The sequence below is a fragment of the Pseudomonas phytophila genome, assembly GCF_025643095.1.
GTDB classification, from domain to species: Bacteria; Pseudomonadota; Gammaproteobacteria; order Pseudomonadales; family Pseudomonadaceae; genus Aquipseudomonas; species Aquipseudomonas quasicaspiana.
In genome coordinates this window covers 1586762-1604767 of the sequence record NZ_CP081201.1, presented here as the reverse complement: position 1 = coordinate 1604767, position 18006 = coordinate 1586762, and the positions used below count along the sequence as shown (strand labels likewise).

The following is an 18006-nucleotide window of genomic DNA, read 5'->3' as shown; positions in this document are numbered from 1 at the left end:
GTTTACCCCTTGACTGCGCCGGCCGTTAGCCCACGCACGAAATACTTGCCGGCGACGATGTACACCAGCAGAGTCGGCAGCCCGGCGATCATCGCAGCCGCCATATCAACGTTGTATTCCTTGGCACCGGTGCTGGTGTTGACCAGGTTGTTCAGCGCCACGGTAATGGGCTGCGAATCACCACTGGAGAACACCACACCGAAGAGGAAGTCGTTCCAGATCTGGGTGAACTGCCAGATCAGGCAGACCATGATGATCGGCGTCGACATCGGCAGAATGATCTTGCCGAAGATCGTGAAGAAGCCCGCGCCGTCCAGCCGTGCAGCCTTGACCAGCGCATCCGGGATGCTCACGTAGTAGTTACGGAAGAACAGCGTGGTAAACGCCAGACCGTAAACCACGTGGACGAACACCAGACCGGTGGTGGTGCTGGCCAGTCCCATCTTGCCCAGCGTGAAGGACGCTGGCAGCAAGACCGTTTGAAACGGCAGGAAGCAGCCAAACAGCAACAGGCCAAAGAACAGCTGCGAACCGCGAAAACGCCACATCGACAGCACGTAACCGTTAAGCGCACCGATGGCCGTGGAAATCAGAACGGCCGGCACGGTGATCTTGATCGAGTTCCAGAAGTAGCCATCCAGCGTCCCCCAGGCCTTGATCCAGCCAATCCCGGTGACCACGGTCGGCCAGCTCAGCAGGTTGCCGGTGCCGATGTCTTCAGGTGTTTTGAAGCTGGTGAGCAACATGACCACCAGCGGTACGAGATACAGAAAGCAAGCGAGGATCAACACCGCATAAATAGCGATACGACCGAAGCTGAGGGCGGGTTTGCCGACATGACTAGTCATTGCGCTTGGTCCTCAGCTCGGAATACAGGTAAGGCACCAGAATCGCCAGGATCGCGCCGAGCATCAGGATCGCACTGGCCGAACCCATGCCCATCTGGCCACGGCTGAAGGTGAACGAGTACATGAACATCGCAGGCAGGTCCGAGGAGTAGCCCGGTCCGCCAGCCGTCATCGCCGCCACCAGATCGAAGCTCTTGATCGCGATGTGGGCAAGGATCATCACCGAACTGAAGAACACCGGACGCAGGCTTGGCAGCACCACTTTCCAGTAGATTTTCGGCATGCTCGCGCCGTCGATTTGCGCGGCACGGATGATCGACTGATCAACGCCACGCAGCCCTGCGAGAAACATCGCCATGATGAACCCCGACGACTGCCACACAGCGGCGATCACCAGGCAGTAAACGACGCGATCCGGGTCTACCAGCCAGTCCAGGCGGAAGCCTTCCCAGCCCCAGTCCCGGAGCATTTTGTCCAGGCCCATGCCCGGGTTGAGCAGCCACTTCCAGGCGGTGCCGGTCACGATCATCGACAGCGCCATCGGGTACAGATAAATGGTGCGGATAAAGCCTTCACGACGAATGCGCTGATCAAGAAACACCGCCAGCAGCACGCCGATTGCCAGGCTGATCGCGATGAACATGCCACCGAAGACCATTAAGTTCTTGCTGGCCACCCACCAGCGGTCGCTCTCGTACAGGCGCACGTATTGCGACAGACCGGCCCACTTGTAGCTGGGCAAAAAAGTCGAGGTGGTGAACGACAGGACGAATGTCCAGAGGATGTAACCGTAAAAACCGACCAGCACGATGAACATGCTCGGCGCCAGCACCAACTTGGGCAGCCAGCGTTGCAGCGCATCAAGCGGCGAGGCTTTGCTGAGGGCAGCGACAGAGCTCATCGAATCACTCACATTGAACAAATCATTTCCAGTCCGCAGGCGTGCCCGACACCGGAATACGATGTCATGAACACGGACTGCGACTGGGGTGGTTTTAGCGCATGCGCAAACGAATTACTTGGCGGCCTTGACTGCAGAACCGAGTTTCTTCGCAGCATCAGCCGGGTCAGCTTTCGGGTCATTGATGTAGTTGGTGATGACATCAAAGAACGCGCCCTGAACAGCCAGCGTGGTCGCCATGTTGTGCGCCATGCTTGGTTGCAGACCGCCAGATTTGGCGTCAGTCAGGAAGTCCTTGGCAGCGGTTTGCGCACAGGAATCGAAACCGTACTTGCCCATGTCGCTGAGCATGTCGTTACGAACCGGGATCGAGCCTTTGTTGATGCTGAAGACTTTCTGGAAGTTTTCACCCAGCACAACTTTGGCGATGTCCTGCTGACCAGCCGCCGTACCGGCGTCTTTCTGCTTGAAGACGGCCAGTGAGTCGATGTTGTAGGTGAAGGCTTTTTCGGTACCCGGGAACGCTACGCACTCGTAGTCCTTGCCAGCGACTTTCTTGGCCGCCGTCCACTCGCTCTTGGCCCAGTCACCCATGATCTGCATACCGGCTTTGCCGTTGATGACCTTGCTTGCTTCCAGGTTCCAGTCCTGACCTTTGCCGTCAACGTCCATGTAAGTTGCGACTTTCTTCAGTTCGGTCAGGGCCTTGACCATTTCAGGCCCGGTCAGCGCGCCGTTATCCAGATCCACCAGTGCTTTCTTGTAGCCATCCGCGCCCATCACCGACAGCACGACCGCTTCGAACACGGTGCTGTCCTGCCATGGTTGGCCACCATGGGCCAGAGGGATGAAGCCGGCTTTTTTCAGCTTGTCGCCAGCAGCGTAGAATTCTTCGAGGGTTGTAGGGTTTTTCTCAATACCGGCTTTCTTGAAGACTTCCGGGTTGATCCACAGCCAGTTGACGCGGTGAATGTTGACCGGCACGGCCACATAATCGCCGTCGTACTTGACGGTGTCGGAGACTTTCTTGTCCAGCAGGCCGTCCCACTTCTCTTCCTTGGCGACGTCCTTGAGAACATCGGTATCCAGCAAGCCAGTGGACGCCCACTCTTGAATATCAGGGCCTTTGATCTGGGCAACGCCAGGCGGATTACCTGCTACGGCACGGCTCTTGAGCACCGTCATCGCCGTAGCGCCACCGCCACCGGCGACTGCGCCGTCCTTCCATGTGAAGCCGTCTTTCTCGACCTGAGCCTTGAGCACATCCACAGCTGCTTTTTCACCACCGGAAGTCCACCAGTGGACGACTTCCACGGTGCCTTTCGAATCGGCGGCAATAGCACTCAGAGGGAACAACGAGGCAACAGAGATGACAGCTGCGAGGCGGGAGATTGAATTCATCGATTTAACCTTTCTTGTTGTTATGCATGAGCAAGTCTGTGCTTGCGCTGCATGGAGTCTAACTAAGGGTTTTGAAAGAACAGTAACGAAGGGACGCGCGATGGTCACAGGATGGTTACATTGGAACCAGGGAGAGAAATCCTGTGGGAGATTCTATGCTGGCCTGCAAACACAATACCGGTACAGACTGTGTGAAAACGTAGCGAGCGACGGCAAGACAAGGCAAAAACAGGCGAAAAAGCGGAGTCTAGGTGTTCTAAATGAGCATTTTTCGCCTGTTTTTAACGCAGTATTGCCGAGCGCAGTAGTTTTCACACAGTCTGGGTAGGAGCGAATTCATTCGCGAAGAGATCGGTACATCCGCAGCCTGTGTATCGCCTGGAGTACCGCCTTCCCGAATGAATTCGGTCCCACAGGTCCAGCGTAGAATTGGGGTTTTCAATTTCCCACAAGAATTCCGGGCGTCAGTCATTCCACCGTTCTAGGCAAATACAACGTCACCCGCAGCCCACCACCGCGTAAATTCTGCAGGCTGACTTCGCCGCCGTGGCTGTGGGCGATGTTTCGGGCGATGCCCAGACCCAGACCGTAACCTTGCTGTTGATTGCCCGCGAGCCGGAAGTGCGGCTCGAAGACCCGTTCAAGGCGTTGCTCGGGTACGCCCGGCCCTTCATCGTCCACGTGCAGGACGAAGGCCTGGAGGTTGTCCTCGATCTTGAGGTGAGCTTTGGTGCCGTACTTGAGAGCGTTGTCGATCAGGTTGCCGATGCAGCGCTTGAGGGCCAGCGGTTTGCCGGGGTAAGGCCCAAGTGCCTTGCCCTCCTGCGTGGCGTTGCCATTGCCATGAGGCGCCAGGTAAGGCTCAACCAGGCAATCGAGCACATGGTTAAGGTCCACAGCCTCGATGTTTTCGTGAATGTCAGTGTCCTTGACGCATTGCAGCGCGCCTTTGACCAACAACTCCAGTTCATCAAGATCGCGGGTGAATTTGGCTTGCAGGGCTTCGTCCTCAAGCAGCTCGACGCGCAGGCGCAAACGGGTGATCGGTGTGCGCAAGTCATGGGAGATAGCGCTGAACAACTGACCACGCTCGGTCAGATAACGGCTGATGCGAGTGCGCATGGCGCTGAACGCCCTGCTGACTTCCACCACCTCACTGGCCCCCCCTTCGACATCCGGCTCGACGTCCGCTCCCAAGGACATGTCCCGCGCAGCCAGCGCCAGACGCTTGAGCGGCCGACTCTGCCAATGCACCAACAGCCCAATGAACAACAATAGAAAACCGCTGGTGAGCAGGATGAACCAGACCTGCTGCAGCGGCAGGTCCTGTTCTTCGAGGGTGGTGTAAGGCTCTGGCAGCAGCGACGCGATATACAACCACTCTCCCGCCGCCAGCTCGATTTGCGTCACCAGCACGGGCGGGTTCACAGGCTCCAGAGTGAGTGCGTAATGCGCCCAGGAGCGCGGCAGCTCATCGAGGGTCAGCCCGCTGTTGAAGATGCGCAAGTCTTCAGGCCGCACAAACCATACTGCGATGGCCGGATCATTACCAAGATGCTGACGCAGCACCTCGTCGACTGCGGTCAGCACCGCCTGTTTGCGTGGCGTGGCATCCAGCACTTTCATGTCCAGCGGGCGATCATTGAGGGACACGACAAAGCGCGTGCCGCCCATACTGCGCAGTTGGTCGAGCACCAACGGGCGATACGCCAACGGCAAGGAACGGAAGTAACTGACGCTGGCGGCCATGGAGTGAGCAAGACTGCGCGCACTGGTGACCAGACCTTCCATCTGCGTTGCACGCAGTTGCGACAGCCAGATCACACTGGATAACGCCTGAGCCAGCAAAACCGCAAGCAGGGTCAATAGCAACATGCGCCCGAGCAAGGAACGCGGCAGCGGCAACGAGCGTTTTGGCGAATCGTAGATCAACACTCAGTAACCACTGCTGGCTTGGCACATCACATTGGCAGCCAACAGATAACCACTGCCGCGCACGGTCCGGATCAAGCGCGGCGACTTGCCGGTATCGCGCAGGCGCTGACGCAGACGACTGACCGCCATGTCGACGATACGCTCCAGCGGCATCAGTTCGCGGCCACGGGTGGCGTTGCCGATGGTGTCGCGGTCGAGGATCTGTTGCGGGTTATCGAGGAACAGCTTGAGCAGCGCAAAGTCGGCACCGGACAGGATCACTTCCTCACCGTCACTGTGGAACAGCCGGTGGCTGACCATGTCCAGCCGCCACTCATCGAAGGTCAGCACGTCACCGCCGACGCGCTCTTGTCCGAACTGCGCACGGCGCAACAGGGCTTTGATACGCGCAACCAGCTCTCGTGGGCTGAAGGGTTTGCCGAGGTAATCATCCGCGCCCAGTTCCAGACCGATGACGCGGTCTGCTTCATCGGAACTGGCGGTAAGCATGATGATGGGCACATGAGGATGGCGAACATGTTGACGCACCCAACGGCAGAGGCTGAAGCCGTCTTCGTCAGGCAGCATCACGTCGAGAATCAGCAGGTCGCCGGGCTCGTCATTGAACGCCTGACGAAAGCCCGCACCATCGCCGACGGCACGTACCTGAAAACCGGAGCGGCTCAGGTAGGTTTGCAGCAACTCACGAATCTCCTGGTCGTCATCGACCAGCAGGATCGATTTACTGACTGAGCTCACTGGGATCGTCCTTGTTGCTATGGATCGTTATTGTTAGGGGTGAAGCTGAAATCTTACTCACATCCTGAACTGTGGGAGCGGTGCTTGCCCGCGATGAGGGCGCCATGATCTTGAATCGCGCGGACCTTATCGCGGGCAAGCACCGCTCCCACATGGGATTGGATGCCAAATTTTAGAAATCAGGCGCCCGATCGAATTTCAAAAACTAGAGTTCTACCGCGCGCCCTTCACCAAATGCCTGCTGCAACGCAACACCGGCGCCCATCAGGCCTGGATACTCGGCGGTCACCAGCCAGACCGGGATGCCCTTGAAGTAATCGCTCATCACGCCCTTCTCGGCGAAAGCGCGCTTGAAACCGCTGTTCATGAAGAATTCTATAAAGCGCGGCACCACGCCGCCGACGATATATACCCCGCCGCGACCGCCGACGGTGAGCACATTGTTGCCTGCCACGCGCCCAAGGAACACACAGAATTGCTCCAGCACCGCTGCCGCAACCGGATCGCCCGCGACGGCTGCCGAGGTAATAGCCGCCGGAGACTTGAGCACCGGCTCGATGTCATCCAGCGCACAACTGACCTGGTACAACCCCAGGAGGCCTGCGCCACTGAGTACGGTTTCGGCGCTGACGTGTTCGTGCTCAGCCATCAGCCGCATCCACAGCATGGCTTCGCGCGCATTGCCGATAGGCAAGTCGGTATGACCACCCTCGCCCGGCAAGGCCATCCAGTGATTGACGCCAACACTGAGCAAGGTGCCGACACCAAGACCCGTTCCGGGTCCCACTACGACACGCGGACGGTCCGGCTCGCTGATGCCGTGGCAGACCGTCAGGTATTCATCGTCAGCCAGACGCGTCATGCCCAGCGCCATGGCGCTGAAGTCGTTGATCAACAGCAGATCATCAATTTTCAGCTTCGCGGAAAACGCCGACTTGCTGAGTTTCCAGTGGCTGTTGGTGAACTCGAACTCATCGCCGTCCACAGGACCGGCGACCGCCAGACAGACTGAGCCGACGTCGCCCCGTTGCAGTTCCAGATCCTGAAGATAGACCTCAACGGCCTTCTCCGGACTGGCGTAGTCGATGGTCGGGAATACCCGGATCGAATGCAGCTTGTCGTCTTCCCAAATGGCAAAACGTGCATTGGTACCGCCAATATCACCGACCAGGGCCAACTTCACTTAAGCGTCTCCAGACTCGAGGTAAAGGCGCTGGCGCCCTGCTCGGCGGAGCTGAAGGCCATGCGCATGAAACCGAACAGTTCGCGACCGCAGCCGACCGCATTGTCCAGATGGCCCACAGCGGGTTCTCTGGCGGCCAATTCTGCCGGTTCGACCAAAACTTGCAAGGTCCCTTTTACGCCATCCACACGGATAATATCGCCATCCTGCACAAGTGCCAAAGGGCCACCACTGTAGGCTTCAGGGCAGACGTGAATGGCAGCCGGGATCTTGCCCGACGCGCCGGACATGCGTCCGTCCGTGACCAGAGCGACCTTGAAACCCCGGTCCTGCAAGACGCCAAGAAATGGTGTCATTTTGTGTAACTCAGGCATGCCATTGGAACGCGGTCCCTGAAAGCGCATGACTGCCACGAAATCACATTCCAGTTCGCCAGCCTTGAACGCATCCGCCAGATCCTGCTGATCATGGAAGACCTTGGCCGGGGCCTGAACAATTTGATGCTCGAGGGCGACGGCCGAAACCTTCATCACGCCGCGCCCCAGATTGCCTTCCATTACCCGCAGACCGCCCTCAGGGGAGAACGCTTTGGCGACAGGGCGCAGGATATTTTCATCAAGACTTTCGATCGGGCCTTCGCGCCATACCAGCTTGCCGTCCTCCAGGAATGGCTCCTGGGTATATCGGCTCAGCCCGCGCCCCAGCACGGTGTTGACGTCTTCATGGAGCAGACCGGCTTCCAGCAACTCACGAATCAGGAACGACATGCCGCCCGCGGCCTGGAAGTGGTTGATATCGGCTTTGCCGTTCGGATAGACGTGGGTCAGAGTCGGTACGACTTCGGACAAGTCGGCCATGTCCTGCCAGGTCAGTTGAATACCTGCGGCTTGAGCAATGGCAGGCATGTGCAGGGTGTGATTGGTGGAACCGCCCGTGGCGTGCAACGCGACAATCGAGTTGACCAGCGAACGCTCGTCGACGATTTCGCCGATGGGCATGAAGTTGCCGCTTTGCATGGTCATGCGCGTCACTTGCTGTGCGGCCTCGACGGTCAGCGCATCACGCAACGGGGTGTACGGATTGATGAATGACGAGCCTGGCAAATGCAAGCCCATGACTTCCATCAGCAATTGGTTGGTGTTGGCGGTGCCGTAGAAGGTGCAGGTGCCTGGGCCGTGGTAGGACTTCATCTCGGAGTCCAGCAACTCTTCACGGGTAGCCTTGCCTTCGGCATAGCGTTGACGGACGTCGGCTTTTTCCTTGTTGGAAATACCGGAAACCATCGGCCCGCCCGGAATAAAAATCATCGGCAAGTGGCCAAAACGCAGCGCACCCATCATCAGGCCCGGTACGATCTTGTCGCAGACACCCAGCATCAAGGCGGCGTCGAACATGTTGTGGGACAACGCTACGGCGGTGGACATGGCAATGACTTCGCGGCTCGCGATACCAATTTCCATGCCTGGCTCGCCCTGGGTCACACCGTCACACATGGCCGGTACGCCACCGGCAAACTGACCGACCGAACCAATGTCACGTAAAGCCTGTTTGATCTGATTCGGGAAGTGCTCGTACGGCTGATGCGCCGAGAGCATGTCATTGTAGGAGGACACGATGGCAACGTTAGCGGCGTTCATCATGCGTAGCGTGTTTTTGTCTTCAGGACCACAGGCTGCAACGCCATGAGCAAAGTTGGCGCACTGCAGCTTGCCGCGCATCGGGCCGTCGCTGGCGGCGCCTCGAATCAGTTGCAGATAGCGCTGCCGGGTTTCTTGACTACGGGCTATCAGCCGCTCGGTTACTTCAAGGATGCGGGGATGCATGTGCTGAACTCCAGGCTAACGTATGTGGTCACCCGTTTCAGACCTTGCAGATTTCGAGGCACAGGCCTTATCTGTAAAAGCTTGATCTCGATCAACTGTTTTGGCCTTACAGGCTTCTCGTTGTAGATAAAACAAAATATTGCCACTAAAAAGGCTTGTTTTCTATTTCTATGCGAATAATCTTGTAATTCCAACAACAAATTCAGAAAGGACGGCTGTATGACTCTTCGTATCGCAATCAATGGTTTTGGCCGCATCGGCCGCAACGTCCTACGCGCACTGTATACCCAAGGCTACCGCCAGGACCTGCAGGTCGTCGCCATCAATGATTTGGGCGACAGTGAGATGAACGCTCACCTGCTGCGTTTCGACACGGTTCACGGGCCTTTTTCCGGCACGGTCGAGTGTGACAGCGAGAGCCTGACGGTCAATGGTGACCGTATTGCGGTCAGCGCCATTCGCAACCCTGCCGAACTGCCGTGGAAGGCACAAGACATTGACGTGGTGTTCGAATGCACCGGTCTGTTCACCAGCCGCGACAAAGCCGCTGCACACCTGACTGCCGGTGCTCGCAAGGTGATTATCTCGGCCCCGGCTCAAGGTGCCGACGCGACCATCGTCTATGGCGTTAACCACGACACGCTGCGTAAATCGCATCAAATCATTTCCAGCGCATCCTGCACGACCAACTGCCTGGCTCCGGTGGCGCAAGTGCTGCACCGTGAACTGGGCATCGAAAGCGGTCTGATGACCACTATTCACGCTTACACCAACGATCAGAATCTGATCGATGTCTATCACACCGATCCGTACCGCGCACGCTCAGCCACTCAGTCGATGATCCCGAGCAAGACCGGTGCTGCCGAGGCGGTAGGCCTGGTACTGCCGGAACTGGCGGGCAAACTGACGGGCATGGCCGTTCGCGTTCCGGTGATCAATGTGTCGCTGGTAGACCTGACCGTGCAATTAACGCGGGACACCACCGCTGCCGACGTCAATGCGTTGATGAAAGAAGCCAGCCAGCATTCCAAGGTGCTGGGTTACAACACGCTGCCGCTGGTTTCTCACGATTTCAACCACAACCCGTTGTCGTCGATTTTCGATGCCAGTCACACCAAGGTCAGCGGCAAGTTGCTGAAAGTCCTGGCGTGGTATGACAACGAATGGGCGTTCTCCAACCGTATGCTGGACAACTGCCTGGCGCTGCATAACGCGGAGTAAAACTTTCAGTTTGAGGAATCATCATTCCTGAACTGAAATGTAATCCTGTGGGAGCAGAGCTTGCTCGCGATAAGGCTGGACGCGCTTCACTTTGGACCGCGTTCAGCTTTATCGCGAGCAAGCTCTGCTCCCACAGGAAGTTCACACCGCACCTTTCCTACAGACAACAACAGCGAACACCCCTTGACCGAACAAGCGGATGAGAAGCATTATCATCTGCTGCTTTTCTCGGTCGAGTACTCCCCCGGTGAGTCAATCGCGTTTAAACGAAGTATTCGTCTCTCACAGACCTATTCTGCTGCGCACCCTGCAGCGGATTGTCAGCAATCACAGCACCGCAGAAGACCTGCTTCAGGAAACCTATCTGCGCGTGACTGGCGCGTTGAGCAATCGCGCTATCGAGCACCTTGAGCCATTCATTTTTCAGACCGCCCGCAACCTCGCGCTGGACCATTTGCGCGCCCGGCGCGTGCGGGAACGCTTGTTGGCCGAGGACGCGACGACCGCCGACATGGAAAACGTCAGCGCCTCGACGACGTCGCTGGAAGACGCAATCCACGCCAGGCGAATGGTCGAAGTGCTCAGTAAAAGCATCGCTACCCTGACGCCTCGCCAACAGCAGATTTTCAGCCTGAGCCGCCTCAGGGGTCTCAGTTATGTGGAAATCGCTGAGCAACTCGGCGTGTCCGCAAGCACCGTGCAGAAGGAGCTGAAATTGATCATGGCGATCTGTGTGGCGGTTGCAACAAGGCTTGACCACCCTTGAGCGTTCCAGCAGTCTGCGGCAAATCCGGCATCGGCCGACGACACACAAGAATAACCGAGGACTTCCCGTGAAGGACCCTGACCTCCATCGCGCGCGCACCATCGCTGAAGAGGTGTTGAGCGACAGCGTGATGGATCAAGCCTTGACCTGGCTGATTGAGCTGGATGGCAGTGACGCGCAACAGCAAGCCCGTTTTCAGGCCTGGCTGGCGGCCGACTCTGCCCACCGGGAGGCGTTTGCCAAGGTTCAGGCGATCTGGCACTCAAAACCGGTTGCCCTGGCGGCAGTCGAATTGAACGCCAGTCAGCCATCACGCTGGCGCCGCCTGCGCTCCCGCTGGATACCTGTGGCAACTGCCGCGATGCTGCTGATCGGCGTGTTCAGTTTCAGTAACCTGGGTCTTCGCCTGCAGGCTGATCACTTGACGGTGGTCGGTGAACGTCAGCGACTGCAACTCGATGACGGCTCCAAGGTGCTGCTCAACACCAACTCGGCATTTTCCAGTGATGTAACCGGCAAGAGCCGGGTCGCCAAATTGCTGCAAGGCGAAGCCTTCTTCGAAGTACCGGTCAGCCAGGGTCAGCCACTGGAGGTACAGGCGGGCGCGGTGAGCATGCGCACCAATGACAGCGCCTTTGCGGTGCGCTACCTGGATGGCATTGCGCAGATTCAGGTGCAACGCGGGGCACTGGATGTGCGCGCCCCGCAAGGCAACGACGCAGTGAAGCTCGCAGGAGGTGACAGCATCCGGGTGGGGCCTGAAGGTTTCAGTCATCGCGAGAAGCTTGATCCGGGCAAGGATCTGGCCTGGATTCAAGGTCGTCTGGTGTTCGATAATTGCCCGATGGGTGAGGTCCTCGCCGAGTTGCGACGCTATTATCCCGGCTGGATCGTCAACACCAACAGCAAACTGGAAAGCGTTGCGGTGACCGGAAATTACCGCCTGGACAATCCAATGGACGTGGTCCGGTCGCTCGCGCATATCACCTCTTCCCAGCTGCATGAACTGCCTGCACTGGTCATTCTCAACTGAGCCGATTTATTTTTACTCGATAGTCATCCGTCGCGCGTCTCGTCTTAGCCAATGCAACTGATTCGTATTAACGACAGCTGCTAAAACTAAAAAGACTGCACAACGGAGCCCCATCGACAATGCGTAATCCCGTCACGCCCCATGCGTCCCGCACCGCAGGGCTGCACAAGTCCGCCCTCTCGCTGTTGACCCTGGCGGTTCTGTCCGCTGCTGGCTGGTCCGGCGCTTTGCACGCAGCCAACGCCAGCGAAGCCGACACAACAACGGCATCGACCCGGACTGCCGGGGTTTACGCATTCAACATCTCGCAACAACCACTGACTACGGCGCTTAACGAGTTCAGCCGCATCACTGGCTGGCAGGTAGGGGTTTCTTCTGAGCTGGCCAACAACGTCACTTCCCCCGGCGCACGCGGTTCGCTATCACCTGCCAACGCACTGGAAAAACTGTTGGCCGGTTCGCACCTGAGCTACCGCACGATGGGAAACAACAATGTGGTGCTGGAAAAACGCAGCGACGGAGTTGTTGCACTGAGCCAGATCACGGTCAGCGCTACTCGCCAGGCTCAGGATATTGCGTCGGTACCCAGTTCGGTTTCGGTCCATGAACGTGCGGAACTGGATCGGCAGAACGTGAATACTATTCGTGACCTTGTGCGCTATGAACCGGGAGTTTCCGTGGGCGGTGCCGGTCAACGTTCGGGCACCACCGGCTATAACATTCGCGGCATCGACGGCAACCGGATCCTGACTCAGGTGGACGGCGTCGAAGTGCCTGACAACTATTTCTCCGGTCCGTATGCCAACACCCACCGTAATTACGTCGACCCGGAAATCGTCAAACGCGTCGAGATTCTGCGTGGCCCGGCATCGGCCCTTTATGGCAGCAGCGCCATAGGCGGCGCGGTCAGCTATTACACCCTTGATGCCGACGACATCATCAAGGACGGCAAGGACGTCGGCGCGCGCCTCAAGACCGGCTACAGCTCGGCCGATGAAAGCTGGCTCACCTCTGGGACATTCGCCGCACGCCAGGGTGACTTTGACGGGTTGCTGCACCTGAGCCAGCGCAACGGCCACGAGACTGAATCTTATGGCAGCATCGGCGGTACCGGACTGGAGCGGACGCAAGCCAACCCCGAGGATGCCCGCACCACCAACATTCTGGCCAAGCTGGGCTGGAACTATGGCGAGGGTTCACGCCTGGGACTGACTTACGAAAAATACAAGGATGACCGAGACACTGACCAACAGAGCGCTGTCGGCGGGCTATTCACTGGCGGGGTCGGTACCGGCCTGAACTTTTACCGTGGACGCACCGGGAACGACACCATCAGCCGCGAGCGGTTTGGTCTGGAAAACAGCTTCGAGCTCAATAGCCTGTTGGCGGATAACGTCAAATGGAGTCTGAATTATCAGATTGCCAAGACCGATCAAACGACACTTGAGCGCTACTTCCCGATCACACGGGATGTGTGGCGCTCTCGAGAAACCACCTACAAGGAACGTCAGTGGATTCTCGATGCTCAACTGGATAAGGCCTTCAGCATTGGCGACACCGAGCACCTGCTGACTTATGGCACCACCCTCAAGCAGCAGAAAGTCACCGGCCAGCGCAGCGGCGGTGAAGTCTGCGCGTCGACGGCGGGGTTCGGTACTTGCAGGGCAGTCGGCCAGGTACTGCCTCAAAACACCCTGGCCCCTTCCAGTGACTTCCCGGACCCCACTATCAGTACCTACAGCCTGTTTGCACAGGACGAAATCCGCTGGAACGACTGGACGTTCCTGCCAGGCGTCCGCTATGACTACACCCGTCTGGATCCGCACATCACTCAAGAGTTTCTCAACACGGTGGGTGAGGATCGGGACAGCGTCAGTGACGAAAGCCAGAAATGGCATCGCGTGTCGCCCAAGCTGGGCGTGACCTATGCCTTCAATGATCAGTACACGTGGTACGGCCAATATGCGGAAGGCTTCCGCACGCCAAGCGCCAAAGCGCTTTACGGACGTTTCGAAAACCTGCAAAGCGGTTACACCGTCGAGCCTAATCCTGATCTCGAGCCGGAAAAGAGCAAGAGCTATGAAACCGGCCTCCGTGGCCGCTTTGAAGCAGGCACCTTCGACGTTGCAGTGTTTTACAACAAATACCGCGACTTCATTGATGAAGACCAGATTCAGCCTGGCACTGCTACCGGAGCGACCTTCCGGGCGAACAACATCGCTCATGCGACCATCAAGGGCGTTGAACTCAAAGGTCGCCTGAATCTGGATACGTTTGGCGCTCCAAAAGGCCTCTTTACCCAAAGCGCCATTACCTACCTGTATGGCCGTAACAACGACAGTGGCGAGCCGCTCAATAGCATCAACCCACTGACGGGCGTGTTCGGTCTGGGCTACGAACAGGATAACTATGGCGGGCTGCTCAGCTGGACGCTGGTCAAACGCAAGGACCGTGTGAGTGACCTTGAATTCAATGAACCAGACGGTTCATCAAGCCAGTTTAAAACGCCGGGCTTCGGTGTGCTTGATCTCAGCGGGTACTACAAGGTCACCAACGATGTAACCGTGAATGCGGGCCTGTACAACCTCACCGACAAAAAATACTGGCTATGGGACGACGTGCGCGGCTATGACAGCGCAGGCGAAGCAGCCGTCACCGCCCCGGCCAACCTTGACCGCCTGACTCAGCCCGGCCGCAACTTCAGCGTCAACGTGGTCTGGGATATCTAAGCAATCAACCCCTGAAAGCGTGCCGTCGATGATCTTCGGCGGCATGTTTTTTTACGCTTCAAGGGTGAGTCATTCGTCTATTTAACATCCTCTCAATGTTTGCCACGGAAGAACCCAATGACCTGCGAGAACAATCGCCCTGCCCTGCGTTCCCAGCGCCTGAACCAGATTACCCACGCGCCGCACGAGCAACTCGACAAGGCAGTAAAAGCCAATGCGCCCTTTGAAACGCTGGAAAGCTACAAGCGCTTCCTCGTCGCCCAGTATCTGTTTCAGGCAGAGCTGCAGGCGCTGTATAACGATCCCGAGTTGAAGAAAATCGTCCCTGACCTGCCTGCACGGTGCCGCGCAGAACAGGCCAAAGCCGATCTTGCCGATCTGAACACTGACACTCCACCCACTATCTCCGGTGCGGTGCACAAACCGACCAGGGCTCAGGCCATGGGCTGGCTGTTTGTGTCCGAGGGCTCCAAACTGGGGGCGGCCTTTTTGATCAAGCGTGCCGCTGCGCTGAACCTGAGCGAAAGCTTCGGAGCCCGGCATCTGGGCGAGCCAGCAGGCGGCCGGGCGGAAGGCTGGAAAAGCTTTATCAGAACCCTGGACGGGCTGGACTTCACCGAGCAGGAAGAGGCTCAGGCGGATCAAGGCGCCATCGCGGCGTTCGAACGCTTCAATGTGCTGCTCCAGCACGCCTATGCCCATGCGCCAAAGGTCGAGTCGGTTCAAGCATGAAAAAACGCCCGGTGCTGTTAAGCTGGCCGGGCTTTCTGAACCTGCCTGTAGTGACCATGACCTCCAAACCACCCGGTACCAGACTCTCTCGCCTTCTGTTCGGCATCCTCGCCTACGTCAGTCTGGGCATAGGGATTGTCGCTATTTTCATTCCGGGCCTGCCGACAACCGAGTTCATTCTTCTCGCGGCATGGGCTGCGACCAAAAGCTCGCCGCGCCTGAGCGCCTGGCTGGAAAATCACAAGCTGTTTGGCCCGATTCTGAGCAACTGGCGCAATGGTCGCCGGGTGACCCGTAACGCCAAGATCAGCGCGACCATCAGCATGCTGCTCTGCGCGGGGCTGATGCTTTATCTGATGCACGGTTGGCCGGTGTATGCCGCCGTTGGCGGCATGCTGCTAGGCAACCTGTGGATATGGTCGCGGCCAGAGCCAGTCAGCAGCAAGTCCTGAGCACTGATCCTCGTCACGCCACTGTCACTCGACATGGCCTAAGGTTGAATCTTCACATTCCCTGAACGTCAACGGACCTTACCGGGTCTACCGTGACACTCATCGACCAGCCAAGGGGCAATGACATGTTCGAACCAGGCCATCTGCATATCACTCGCGCGCCGCTGCAAGCATCGGATTTCGGCTATGACATTCATATCCGTTACGAAGTCAGCGAGCATCCTGAGGAAGGCAAATCCATGCATTTCACGATGCAGGGCGAAGTCGCAGGCAACACGTTCGAGGATGAATTCTTACTGCCAAAAGATCTGGCCTGCAACTTTGCTCACAACGCCAACCAGATCGCGGTCAAACACGGCATGCCGCACACCGCTTTGGTGCCGCTGGCGATGCATGAAGAATATGACCGTATGTTCAAGGACGTTCACGACAAGCTGGGCATCGAACCGGGCGAACCGGTGAAGCCAGAGCACTTGGTTTGAGATAGGGCGCAGAGACACTGTTGGAGCGAGGCTTGCCCGCGAAGAACGATAATGCGGTTCGTCTGCCCTGCCGCGTCGGCTGATTCGCGGGCAAGCCTCGCTCCAACGGAATGCTGTGAAAAGGCGGTCTACGGTAGGCGACCGTGGCATCTCAAACCACAGTTACCCCGCCAGACTCATTCCAGTTGAGCGTTGCACCCCGGTTTTACTGGCATAATGCCCCCCCTCTTCACCCAGAACCATTAGCGCCCCATGCGTATCCACGTCAGCTTCATCGACCGCGTCGGCATCACTCAGGAAGTCCTGGCCATTCTGGGTGGGCGCAATCTGAATCTGGATGCGGTGGAAATGGTGCCGCCCAACGTTTACATCGACGCACCGACCCTCAGCCATCAGGTCCTTGAAGAACTCAAGGACGCACTGTTCCGGGTGCGTGGCGTTGAAGCCATTACGGTCGTTGATATTCTGCCCGGCCAGCGTCGCCACTTGCAGCTCGATGCATTGCTGGCAGCCATGACCGATCCGGTTTTGGCGCTGGACAGTGCCGGGCATGTGCTGCTGGCCAACCCGGCGTTGATCGCGCTGATCGGGCGCGAGCCTGCCGGTGAACCGGTGGCCGAGTTGTTTGCCGATCCGGGTCTGCACAGCGCATTGCTGGAAAACGGCTTTCGCCTGCCTTTACGTGAAGTCACGCTCAACGGCGAAGCGTTCTTGCTGGACGCTACGCCGATTACCGATGCGGGTGCATTGCTCACCCTTTACCAGCCAAGCCGTATCGGTGAGCGTCTGTCGGCCTTGCATCACGACCATGCCGAAGGCTTCGATGCGCTGCTGGGCGAGTCCACGGCTATCCGCACCTTGAAGGCCCGCGCACAGCGGGTTGCTGCGCTGGACGCGCCACTGTTGATCCAGGGTGAAACCGGCACCGGCAAAGAGCTGGTGGCTCGCGCCTGCCACGCGACCAGCGCCCGACACAGCGCGCCCTTTCTGGCACTCAACTGCGCCGCCCTGCCGGAAAACCTCGCCGAGAGTGAACTGTTCGGTTACGCCCCCGGCGCATTCACCGGGGCGCAACGAGGTGGCAAACCGGGGCTGATGGAGCTGGCGAATCAGGGCACTGTTTTTCTCGATGAAATCGGCGAAATGTCGCCGTACCTGCAAGCCAAGCTACTGCGTTTCCTCAACGACGGCAGCTTCAGGCGTGTTGGCGGGGATAAGGAAGTAAAGGTCAACGTGCGCATCCTCAGCGCAACGCATCGCAATCTGGAAAAAATGGTCAGCGAAGGCACCTTCCGCGAAGACCTGTTCTACCGCCTGAATGTGCTCAATCTGGAAGTCCCGCCCTTGCGCGATCGCGGACAGGACATTCTGTTACTGGCGCGCTACTTCATGGAACAGGCTTGCGCACAGATTCAGCGCCCGGTCTGCCGACTTGCTACCGGCACTTATCCGGCGTTGCTGGGCAATCGCTGGCCGGGCAACGTGCGTCAATTGCAGAACGTGATTTTCCGCGCGGCGGCCATCAGTGAAAGCAATCTGGTAGACATCGGTGATCTGGACATCGCCGGCACAGCCGTTGCCGGGGACGTTGATGGCGAAGTCGGCAGCCTGGAACAGGCTGTCGATACCTTCGAAAAAACCTTGCTGGAAAAGCTCTACGCCGACTATCCGTCGACCCGGCAACTGGCGGCGCGCTTGCAGACCTCGCACACCGCCATTGCCCATCGCTTGCGTAAATACGGGATTCCCGGAAAAGCCTGAT

General features: G+C 58.1%; 15 protein-coding genes. 8 read left to right on the top strand and 7 right to left on the bottom strand.

All coding sequences use genetic code 11. The annotated features are described in order from the left end of the window. Positions 1-2: 2 nt before the first annotated feature. The 7 genes from K3169_RS07085 to edd form a co-directional block, all read right to left on the bottom strand. Complete coding sequence (locus K3169_RS07085) at positions 3-848, bottom strand: carbohydrate ABC transporter permease (RefSeq protein ID WP_027898724.1); 846 nt, start codon at positions 846-848, stop codon at positions 3-5. After that, the gene (locus tag K3169_RS07080) at positions 841-1749 is read right to left on the bottom strand and encodes a carbohydrate ABC transporter permease (protein ID WP_027898725.1); all 909 of its coding nucleotides are present in this window, start codon (positions 1747-1749) and stop codon (positions 841-843) included. Before K3169_RS07080 ends, K3169_RS07085 begins: the two co-directional genes overlap by 8 nt. 114 nt (positions 1750-1863) lie before the next feature. Beyond that, positions 1864-3150 (bottom strand): ABC transporter substrate-binding protein, encoded by a 1287-nt coding sequence (locus K3169_RS07075; RefSeq protein WP_263270761.1) that lies wholly within the window; start codon positions 3148-3150, stop codon positions 1864-1866. Positions 3151-3618: 468 nt separating this feature from the next. Next, positions 3619-5025 carry an ATP-binding protein gene (locus tag K3169_RS07070; RefSeq protein WP_099267695.1) on the bottom strand — a complete coding sequence of 469 codons (1407 nt, stop codon included), beginning with the start codon at positions 5023-5025 and terminating at the stop codon, positions 3619-3621. A gap of 60 nt (positions 5026-5085) precedes the next feature. Further along, positions 5086-5823: a response regulator gene (locus K3169_RS07065; RefSeq protein WP_027898728.1), complete on the bottom strand. Its 738-nt coding sequence runs from the start codon at positions 5821-5823 to the stop codon at positions 5086-5088. A gap of 205 nt (positions 5824-6028) precedes the next feature. Then, positions 6029-7006: a glucokinase gene (locus tag K3169_RS07060; RefSeq protein WP_099267568.1), complete on the bottom strand. Its 978-nt coding sequence runs from the start codon at positions 7004-7006 to the stop codon at positions 6029-6031. Beyond that, positions 7003-8829, bottom strand: coding sequence for a phosphogluconate dehydratase (gene edd, locus K3169_RS07055; RefSeq protein WP_231666075.1), 1827 nt, complete (start codon positions 8827-8829; stop codon positions 7003-7005). Before edd ends, K3169_RS07060 begins: the two co-directional genes overlap by 4 nt. Positions 8830-9048: 219 nt before the next feature. Here edd and gap point away from each other — a divergent pair, with 219 nt between their 5' ends. The 8 genes from gap (at position 9049) to K3169_RS07015 (ending at position 18005) form a co-directional block, all read left to right on the top strand. Further along, positions 9049-10050 (top strand): type I glyceraldehyde-3-phosphate dehydrogenase, encoded by a 1002-nt coding sequence (gene gap / locus K3169_RS07050; RefSeq protein WP_099267566.1) that lies wholly within the window; start codon positions 9049-9051, stop codon positions 10048-10050. 247 nt (positions 10051-10297) lie between these two features. Then, complete coding sequence (locus K3169_RS07045) at positions 10298-10816, top strand: RNA polymerase sigma factor (RefSeq protein WP_122707943.1); 519 nt, start codon at positions 10298-10300, stop codon at positions 10814-10816. 67 nt (positions 10817-10883) lie between these two features. After that, positions 10884-11849, top strand: a complete 966-nt coding sequence (locus K3169_RS07040; protein WP_411567029.1) for a FecR family protein — start codon at positions 10884-10886, stop codon at positions 11847-11849. Positions 11850-11968: 119 nt separating this feature from the next. Further along, a complete protein-coding gene (locus K3169_RS07035; protein ID WP_263270758.1) occupies positions 11969-14578 on the top strand; it encodes a TonB-dependent receptor in 2610 nt (869 codons plus the stop codon). Between the two features lie 117 nt (positions 14579-14695). Beyond that, positions 14696-15310: a biliverdin-producing heme oxygenase gene (locus tag K3169_RS07030; RefSeq protein WP_263270756.1), complete on the top strand. Its 615-nt coding sequence runs from the start codon at positions 14696-14698 to the stop codon at positions 15308-15310. Further along, positions 15307-15762: a YbaN family protein gene (locus tag K3169_RS07025; protein ID WP_095094182.1), complete on the top strand. Its 456-nt coding sequence runs from the start codon at positions 15307-15309 to the stop codon at positions 15760-15762. The genes K3169_RS07030 and K3169_RS07025 overlap by 4 nt, the downstream gene beginning before the upstream one ends. Positions 15763-15887: 125 nt before the next feature. Continuing rightward, complete coding sequence (locus tag K3169_RS07020; protein ID WP_027899817.1) at positions 15888-16244, top strand: DUF5064 family protein; 357 nt, start codon at positions 15888-15890, stop codon at positions 16242-16244. 252 nt (positions 16245-16496) lie between these two features. Then, positions 16497-18005, top strand: a complete 1509-nt coding sequence (locus tag K3169_RS07015; RefSeq protein ID WP_263270753.1) for a sigma-54-dependent transcriptional regulator — start codon at positions 16497-16499, stop codon at positions 18003-18005. Position 18006: the final 1 nt, after the last annotated feature.

Bases quoted from the DNA above. Each gene is read 5' to 3' on its own strand.
- K3169_RS07035 (WP_263270758.1), top strand. From the start codon at position 11,969: ATGCGTAATCCCGTCACGCCCCATGCGTCCCGCACCGCAGGGCTGCAC.
- K3169_RS07070 (WP_099267695.1), bottom strand. From the start codon at position 5,025: ATGTTGCTATTGACCCTGCTTGCGGTTTTGCTGGCTCAGGCGTTATCC.
- K3169_RS07085 (WP_027898724.1), bottom strand. From the start codon at position 848: ATGACTAGTCATGTCGGCAAACCCGCCCTCAGCTTCGGTCGTATCGCT.
- edd (WP_231666075.1), bottom strand. From the start codon at position 8,829: ATGCATCCCCGCATCCTTGAAGTAACCGAGCGGCTGATAGCCCGTAGT.
- K3169_RS07030 (WP_263270756.1), top strand. From the start codon at position 14,696: ATGACCTGCGAGAACAATCGCCCTGCCCTGCGTTCCCAGCGCCTGAAC.
- K3169_RS07080 (WP_027898725.1), bottom strand. From the start codon at position 1,749: ATGAGCTCTGTCGCTGCCCTCAGCAAAGCCTCGCCGCTTGATGCGCTG.
- K3169_RS07015 (WP_263270753.1), top strand. From the start codon at position 16,497: ATGCGTATCCACGTCAGCTTCATCGACCGCGTCGGCATCACTCAGGAA.
- K3169_RS07025 (WP_095094182.1), top strand. From the start codon at position 15,307: ATGAAAAAACGCCCGGTGCTGTTAAGCTGGCCGGGCTTTCTGAACCTG.
- K3169_RS07075 (WP_263270761.1), bottom strand. From the start codon at position 3,150: ATGAATTCAATCTCCCGCCTCGCAGCTGTCATCTCTGTTGCCTCGTTG.
- K3169_RS07020 (WP_027899817.1), top strand. From the start codon at position 15,888: ATGTTCGAACCAGGCCATCTGCATATCACTCGCGCGCCGCTGCAAGCA.
- gap (WP_099267566.1), top strand. From the start codon at position 9,049: ATGACTCTTCGTATCGCAATCAATGGTTTTGGCCGCATCGGCCGCAAC.